Raw genomic sequence first — 7,875 nt, forward strand, 5'->3', positions numbered from 1 at the left:
ATTAAGGGTTACGTGGGAATTTATCGAAGTCAGGACGACGCTTTTCATTAAATGCGTTGCGCCCTTCCTGACCTTCTTCCGTCATGTAGAACATCATGGTTGCATTGCCTGCCAATTCTTGGAGACCAGCTTGACCATCACAATCAGCATTCAACGCCGCTTTCAAACAACGCAGCGCCATTGGGCTGTGTTGCAACACTTCACGACACCAACGCACAGTTTCACGTTCCAGTTCCGCATAAGGCACAACATGGTTAACCAGTCCCATGTCCAACGCTTCTTGCGCATCGTAGAAACGGCATAAGAACCAAATTTCACGGGCTTTTTTCTGACCCACGATGCGTGCCATGTAAGACGCGCCCCAACCGCCGTCAAAAGAACCGACTTTCGGGCCTGTTTGACCAAACTGAGCGTTGTCAGCCGCAATCGTTAAGTCACACATCATGTGCAGCACATGACCACCACCCACAGCATAACCGGCCACAGCGGCAATCACAGGTTTTGGACAAGTACGGATTTGACGTTGGAAATCTAACACGTTGAGGTGGTGAGTACCTTGGTCGTCACGGTAGCCACCGTAGTCGCCACGAATTTTCTGGTCACCGCCAGAACAAAACGCATACTCGCCTTGGCCTGTCAGGACAATCACGCCCACTTTTTCGTCATAACGCGCGTCAGCAAGTGCTTTAATCATCTCGTTGACGGTTTGCGGACGAAATGCATTACGCACTTCCGGGCGGTTAATCGTAATACGGGCAATCCCGTCAACAGACTTATGAAAAAGAATATCTTCATAGCCTTCAGAGCAGTCGTTCCACTCTACCGATGCATAGAGTTCCTGTTCGGTTAAACCTGTTGTAATCGCCATAATGCTTCCATTAATTCGTTAATTTATTGATCAGCCGTTTTACGTGCTGGCTATACAGGGTGGCCTGTTCAGCGTGAATATTGTGCCCAGCGTCTGGAATAGTGAGAAATTCAAATCCCGAATGCATTGCTAGCGCACCAAATTTGGGGTCATTTTCGCCACAAAAATAATAAAGAGGCAGGCCGCTCGTTCTGAGGGGCTCAATCAGCAATGGCTGCTTTGCCAAAGATGTGGCACGCAACATGCTGGCTACTTCAGTCCCGAGGTTATCACTGCGAATGGTCACCAAACTTTGTTTTTGCTCATGATTTAGTGAAGAAAATACCGCTTGTTGATACCAGTCTTGAAGCACATCAACCATAGGTTCATCAGCAAATCGCCGCGCCCATCGCTCATCGTTTTCTAATCTCGCGCCACGTTCATTCACGGGCAAACCAGTATGACCGCTTTCAATGATAAGCCCCTGTAAGTTGGCCTTGCCTCGCGCCAACGCATAGCGCTGAAAAGCACACATATACATGCCAATTCGTGCGCCGAGGGAATATCCAACGAGCCAAAAAGGTTGATTGAGATGGGATTGAATCGCTTGAATCACTAACTTGCCCGTATCTTCAAAGCCGTCGGTCTCCCCAACACCTTTCACACAGACGTTTTTACTTTCACCGTGCCCAGGAAGATCGATCGTCAAACACGTAAAGTCTTGTTCGAGAATATCAACCACGCCTTGCCAGTCTTTGCCTGAACCTAGCAAGCCATGAAGAAACACAACAGCGGGTCGGTCTTTAGCCCCAGAAAGGCGAGCCGACAATTGGCTACAACAGGTTGGCATGACGGACGGTTTCAAAAAGGGCTTTCAAGTCGCGACCACACTCGCCTGCTGGCACTGTCAACTCAATCACCGTCGTGCCCGTTTGATTCATTGCTTCGAGACAAACCTGACGTGCTTGCTTCAACATAGACGGGTTGGCATACCTCAGCCCAAACATGGCAGCAGCATGGGAGAATTCAACGCCATGAGGCATGCGATAGTAAGTGTCTTTCTCTGCTTCCGGTACAGGTAACATATCGAAAATGCCGCCACCATTATTGTTAATCACAACCAACACTAGCGGTTGAGGATTGTTTGCCAATAGCGCCAAACTGTTCAAATCATACAGCGCAGAGGTATCCCCAAGCAGACATAACATGGGTTTTTGACGTGTTCGCTGAACACCCGCCGCTGACGCAATCAAGCCATCGATACCCGACGCGCCGCGATTTGCAAACACTGCCACATCCGGCAAACAAGCGCACATGTCCAGTAAACGAATCGCCATACTGTTGCCAATAAACACGTCGCAATCAGGTGTTATCCAATCGGCAACGTCGGTGGCAAAGGCAAGTTCAGACACACCAGAAGAGGAGTGGCATTGCTCATGAAGTAACGCCATAACCTGTTGGCTGACACTCGCTAAGTCTCTCGCCCAATCATTCACAGGTTGGGGCAGGTTCATTTGGCATGTGCATTGAATCAAGGTGTCTGCCACTACAGAAGGTGAGGCAATAATGCGATATGCCGACTGATGGTAAGGGTCAAGTCGACCTTGATGATCATCCACCAGCCAATAATCGCCGACAAACGATGAAATAAACTGACCTAAGCGCTTAGACACCAAACGACTGCCAAATTGCACAATACAATCCGCGTGTTTGAGCCATTCTGCACAGGCCGGATTCTGTAACCAAACATCAAATCCTGAATAGTCCGAGCCTTTTCCTGCTTGCGGATCAGTCAATAACGGCCAACCCAATTGATCAGCAAGCATTTGGACAGTGCGTCGATCGTCTTGCGTCATGCGACCTGCGATCAATACGCCTTTCTGACTGACCCTGTTTTGCCATTGGGCTTTCACATCATCCAAGCATGGCGACATCTTGGTCAGCGTCAAATAAGGCTTATCACTGTTAAGCCATGGCAAAACAGGGGCGAGATAATGACTTGCATCATCCATGTCACCGTACAAAGGCTCAGGGAACGGACAATTGACATGCAAGCTACCGCCGCTTTCCGCCTGATGATGCAAGGATTCACTCAATAGCGACAACAGCCAAGTCGGCGCTATCGTTTCGCTCGGAGACGGTAAATCACAGAACTGGTCGGCATGCTCGCCAAAAATGGCTTTTTGTCCGATCGCTTGATTCGCACCACATTGGATCAACTCAGCGGGTCGGTCAGCCGTTAACAGCACGAGCTTTTCACGAGTCAGCCGACTTTCGGCCACGGCAGGCAACAAGTTGGCGACCGCAGTACCTGAAGTGACAATCACGGCAACAGGCCGCTGAGAAGCTTTCGCAAGACCCAATGCCAAGAAGCCTAAACCGCGTTCATCGAAATGTGTATGGAGAGTAATATTGGGGTTGTGACGTTTAAGACGCTCCGCCTCAAGCGTGAGCGGCGTAGAACGTGAACCCGGAGCAATACAGATATCTACCACACCAGAGCGAACCAACGAAGTCAGCACAAGGCGAGACCAAATGCGGTTTAATGTCGCTTGACTTAGCGGTGCTTTGCTTAGCTGTGCTTGGTTTAGTTGTGCTTGGTTTAAAGAGGCTTTGTTTAGTTCGGTATGATTTGCCATCAAAAGGATTATCCTGCTTTTTTCTCGCGCGTAGAATCCGGAAGCGGTTTTAGAAGACTAAGCAAGGTCGATACTTTTCTGTCGAGTTCATGCCACTCACTGAGGGCATCGGATCCCGGAACGATACCCGCCCCTGCAAAAAGATGCAGCGCATCGCCCATCATCAACGCGCTTCGTATCGCCACACAAAACTCGCTTTGCTGTGTACCAAGATACCCGACCGAGCCGCTATACCAACCACGAACAAACGGTTCATTTTCAACAATAAACGAAACCGCGCTCTCGCGAGGCAACCCAGCAATGGCAGCAGTCGGTTGCAAGCTATCTAGCAAGGCAGAGCTTGTCACATCAGGGTTGAGCACCGCGTCAATCGCACGTTTTAGGTGCTGCACTTTTCGCAAACGCACAAGGTGCGGCGTCTCTTCAACCGCCAGCGTTTCACAGTAATCAGTAAGACGAGCGGAAATGTCGTCCACCACCAGACGGTTCTCATACGCGTTTTTACTGTCATTCAACAGCCACTGCGCCAATGCCAAATCGTCTTCTGAGCTAGCTCCACGGCCAATCGTGCCTGCTAATGCTTCCGTCGATAATGCTTGAGCCCGACGATGAAACAGGCGCTCTGGCGTCGAGCCCACGAAGCAATGCTTGGCGTCCAACGCCAACATAAAATGAAAGTTTGCGCTGTTCTGATCACGGCTTGCTTTTAGCAACTGCGCCGCTGAGACCGTTCTATCTAAAGACAAAGACGTCTTTCTCGCGAGTACCACCTTTTGCAGCTCAGTCTGATCGATCTGAGTCAGGGCACGATCGATCATGTTTGACCATTGCGGGTAAGACGGGGAATGTTCAGTAGAGATAATATGACATTCAGGCGGTGACAACGGGGGAGGAACTAGCGTCAACTTTGACAGTGCGGCCTGCGTTTTAAGGAGGTCATCGCCAAAATTCACCGTAATGGACCATGCCTCACCCTGACGCACGATCTCGATTTGAGGCAAGAAGAAGAAAGATTGCAAGCAGCGCTGATTGCGCTCAGTTCGGCCATCAAAAGAGCGGCCACCCCATATACGCTGACCAGACGCAAGCACGGTTTCGGCAGCGAGCGGATCAGTAAATGTCTTCACTTGACCAAGCACTAGCACTTCATCGCGGGTATCACGCGTTTGCCAATAGAATTTGGGAAATATCGGTTGGGCATCCAGCCACTCGATCGGGTCGACCGAATCGGACCAAGAAAAAGACACCCTTAATTGATGAGGGATCGGAGATAACGTCGACAAGGAATCAACAAGCTGGGCTATCGCTTGGTTTAAATCGGTCACACTAACCTCACTAAATTCTCACAAAGTGCCCGATTCCTTGGGTATTGCTGTTTGCTAACGACACTCAAGCAACCGAAATATGCTTGGATTCATAGCGGGTCCAACCCCGCCGCGACCTGCGCTCACACACTTCACGCGTGTTAATCGTGCAAAACATCACCCAAGTGGCGATTTTTACACCAACAACCGGTAATTCGCGACAAACTCGATAATATTTCCTGTTGGAAAGCTATTCTACAACCTTATTGTTTATGATGAAAATCGAATGTTCTAGCATAACGTCTGGGTTAAACAGGATTTAATCATTGATTTCTCTCCTTTTCGCTGCTTTTTACTATTAGCTACTTATATAACCCCTTTCGTTAGTGTAATTTACTGCAAATAACAAAATTTACGCTCAGGAATCATGATGCAAGATATCGGGATGTCGAACAAGCTGGATAATGTCTGTTACGACATTCGTGGTCCAGTGATGAAACAGGCTAAGCGCCTCGAAGAAGAAGGCCACAAAATTCTAAAACTGAACATCGGCAACCCAGCCCCATTTGGCTTTGATGCACCGGATGAAATTCTGGTTGATGTGATCCGCAACTTGCCAACGTCTCAAGGCTATTGTGATTCCAAAGGAATTTACTCTGCCCGTAAAGCCGTCGTTCAGCACTACCAAAAACGCGGCATGCTCGATTTGGATGTGGAAGATGTTTACCTAGGTAACGGCGTGTCCGAACTGATCGTCATGTCCATGCAGGCATTACTAAATAGCGGAGACGAATTGCTGGTTCCATCACCGGATTACCCGCTGTGGACGGCAGCCGTGTCGCTTTCCGGCGGTAACCCTGTTCACTATATGTGTGACGAAGAATCAGATTGGTATCCAGACTTGGCTGACATCAAAGCCAAGATCACACCGAAAACCAAAGGCATTGTGCTGATTAACCCAAACAACCCAACAGGTGCGGTATATAGCCGTGATTTCCTGCTTGAGGTTGCGGAGATCGCACGTCAGCATAATCTGATTATTTTCTCAGACGAGATCTACGACAAGATTCTTTATGACGGTGCTCAACATCACTCCATAGCGCCACTGGCACCTGATGTCTTCTGTGTCACCTTTAGCGGTCTGTCAAAATCATACCGCGTATGTGGTTTCCGCTCTGGCTGGATGATCCTCTCTGGGCCACTTCACAAAGCAAAAAGCTACATTGCTGGATTGGAGATGCTGTCTTCAATGCGTTTGTGTGCCAACGTGCCAATGCAACACGCGATTCAGACAGCATTAGGCGGCTATCAGAGCATTAATGAGCTAATTCTGCCGGGTGGTCGTCTGCTTGAGCAGCGAGACAAAGCGCACGAATTACTCAATCAAATTCCAGGCGTAAGTTGTGTCAAACCGAAAGGCGCACTCTATCTGTTCCCGAAAATTGATACCAAGCGCTATAAAATCTACGACGATGAAAAAATGATGCTGGATTTCCTGATGCAGGAAAAAGTATTGATGGTGCATGGCACGGGCTTTAACTGGCCTAAACCGGACCATTTCCGCATTGTGACTTTGCCACGCGTTGACGATTTGGAACTCGCGATTGGGCGTTTTGAGCGTTTCTTATCGACGTATAGTCAGTAATATCGATTGCTCATAAAGACTTGGGATCGCTGGAAAGCGGTCCTAGGTCCTAGGTCCTAGGTCCTAGGTCCTGAATATTTTCACTTCCACTCTGTTTCCATACTAACGCGAAAATTAAGCCTACAGCAGCCCCAGCCCAGTGAGCTTGATACGCCACCCCTGCTTCAATCAACGCCGCAGTCATGGAGTCGCCACCCGTATAGGCTTCATATACCAGCTTGATTGCCACCCCCATCAACATCAACCATCCCAGCGGCACCTTGTTTTGAATGTCTCTAACGACACCAAACACAAACAACCCATGCAACACGCCAGAAAGCCCTGCATACCAATCAAATGGACTGAGAAACATCACCAGCCCGATGACGAGCATCATACTGGCGAGCATCATGATTAAGGCACGCGATGAATAGTAGGCACGATGAAGCCACACCAACACAAAAAGCGCAGCTAAATTCATCATCATATGGATAGCATTGGTGTGAGTGAGGTTTCCTGTTACGATTCGCCACCACTGGCCTGCGTGTATATCAAGGCGATCCCAAACCAATGCCTGATGAACAACGGGAACCTGTGCGAACAAGGTAATCACAACCAAAAGAACCAATATTCGAGAAACTGACAATCGTGTCTCCAACGCTCGAGATTTCATTTAGTTATAGCGTACCGTGGTAATGAATAAGAAAGCCAGTCGATATTGCGAACATTGCGGGAAAGCCAATAAGGCCTGTATCTGCCACTTCATTTCACGCATTGACAGTGAAGTGCCCGTCATCGTGCTTCAACACCCTTCAGAAGTGAATCAGCCCATTGGCACCGCGCGTATTCTGTCGTTGTCTCTTCCCAATTGCGTATTGTTCGTGGGAGAGGACTTTTCTGAACATGCCGAACTTAACGCCATGCTGGCACAAGACAACACCGACTTTGCTTTGCTCTACCCGTCCGATAACGCGACCTCCGTCTCTTGCTGGCAAGCGGTTAGCCATAAAACGCGAGGTATCATATTACTCGACGGCACATGGCGAAAAGCATTTAAGATGTATCAGCTTTCGCGCAACTTACATGACTTACCTGCGGTGAAGCTCGATGACATTAGCGAAGGAAATTACCGCATTCGAAAATCGCCAGTTGAAGGTGGGTTATCGACTGTCGAGGCTGGGTATCACGCCCTTTCAGCAATGACAGGCGACACCCTGCGCTATCAGCCCCTGCTAACAGCCTTTGATGGGATGATTGAATACCAAATAAGCCAAATGCCACCAGGGGTTTACGAGCGGCATTATGGAAATAAAGGGGAATGACAAGAGCTGAGGTCCTAGAGTCCTAGAGTCCTAGAGTCCTAGAGTCCTAGAAGGAATTTTCCATCAGTTGTTTAGCCGAGATTCTCTGAGGTTGAATAAAACAGGCACGAGTAAATTAATCAACGGAACTGCTTTTCCT

General features: G+C 48.9%; 7 protein-coding genes. 2 read left to right on the forward strand and 5 right to left on the reverse strand.

Going from position 1 to position 7,875, the window contains the following annotated elements; all coding sequences use genetic code 11:
- Window position 1: 1 nt before the first annotated feature.
- From menB to LRP50_RS07715, 4 genes are read right to left on the reverse strand one after another with little or no spacing between them, the layout of a single operon-like run.
- Window positions 2-868, reverse strand: a complete 867-nt coding sequence (gene menB / locus LRP50_RS07700; RefSeq protein ID WP_274163875.1) for a 1,4-dihydroxy-2-naphthoyl-CoA synthase — start codon at window positions 866-868, stop codon at window positions 2-4.
- Between the two features lie 10 nt (window positions 869-878).
- Window positions 879-1,697 (reverse strand): 2-succinyl-6-hydroxy-2,4-cyclohexadiene-1-carboxylate synthase, encoded by an 819-nt coding sequence (gene menH, locus LRP50_RS07705; protein ID WP_274163876.1) that lies wholly within the window; start codon window positions 1,695-1,697, stop codon window positions 879-881.
- Window positions 1,681-3,486, reverse strand: coding sequence for a 2-succinyl-5-enolpyruvyl-6-hydroxy-3-cyclohexene-1-carboxylic-acid synthase (menD, locus tag LRP50_RS07710; RefSeq protein ID WP_274163877.1), 1,806 nt, complete (start codon window positions 3,484-3,486; stop codon window positions 1,681-1,683). Before menD ends, menH begins: the two co-directional genes overlap by 17 nt.
- Before the next feature lie 8 nt (window positions 3,487-3,494).
- Entirely contained in the window at window positions 3,495-4,811 is a 1,317-nt protein-coding gene (locus LRP50_RS07715) for an isochorismate synthase (protein ID WP_274163878.1), read from the reverse strand.
- A 409-nt stretch (window positions 4,812-5,220) separates the two neighbouring features.
- On the opposite strand from LRP50_RS07715, the gene LRP50_RS07720 reads away from it, so the two are divergent.
- Window positions 5,221-6,435, forward strand: coding sequence for a pyridoxal phosphate-dependent aminotransferase (locus tag LRP50_RS07720; protein ID WP_274163890.1), 1,215 nt, complete (start codon window positions 5,221-5,223; stop codon window positions 6,433-6,435).
- Window positions 6,436-6,484: 49 nt separating this feature from the next.
- Here the strand turns inward: LRP50_RS07720 and rrtA are convergent, their stop codons facing one another.
- Window positions 6,485-7,060 carry a rhombosortase gene (rrtA, locus tag LRP50_RS07725; RefSeq protein WP_274163879.1) on the reverse strand — a complete coding sequence of 192 codons (576 nt, stop codon included), beginning with the start codon at window positions 7,058-7,060 and terminating at the stop codon, window positions 6,485-6,487.
- Between the two features lie 49 nt (window positions 7,061-7,109).
- Between rrtA and LRP50_RS07730 the strand changes: the two genes are divergently transcribed.
- Window positions 7,110-7,736, forward strand: a complete 627-nt coding sequence (locus tag LRP50_RS07730) for a tRNA-uridine aminocarboxypropyltransferase (protein ID WP_274163880.1) — start codon at window positions 7,110-7,112, stop codon at window positions 7,734-7,736.
- Window positions 7,737-7,875: the final 139 nt, after the last annotated feature.

Origin of the sequence: Enterovibrio gelatinilyticus, assembly GCF_028683095.1 — a bacterium.
Taxonomy (GTDB): Bacteria; Pseudomonadota; Gammaproteobacteria; order Enterobacterales; family Vibrionaceae; genus Enterovibrio; species Enterovibrio gelatinilyticus.

Excerpts from the sequence above, each read along its gene's own strand:
- menH (WP_274163876.1), bottom strand. The coding sequence starts at position 1,697 with ATGCCAACCTGTTGTAGCCAATTGTCGGCTCGCCTTTCTGGGGCTAAA.
- LRP50_RS07730 (WP_274163880.1), top strand. The coding sequence starts at position 7,110 with ATGAATAAGAAAGCCAGTCGATATTGCGAACATTGCGGGAAAGCCAAT.
- menD (WP_274163877.1), bottom strand. The coding sequence starts at position 3,486 with ATGGCAAATCATACCGAACTAAACAAAGCCTCTTTAAACCAAGCACAA.
- menB (WP_274163875.1), bottom strand. The coding sequence starts at position 868 with ATGGCGATTACAACAGGTTTAACCGAACAGGAACTCTATGCATCGGTA.
- LRP50_RS07720 (WP_274163890.1), top strand. The coding sequence starts at position 5,221 with ATGCAAGATATCGGGATGTCGAACAAGCTGGATAATGTCTGTTACGAC.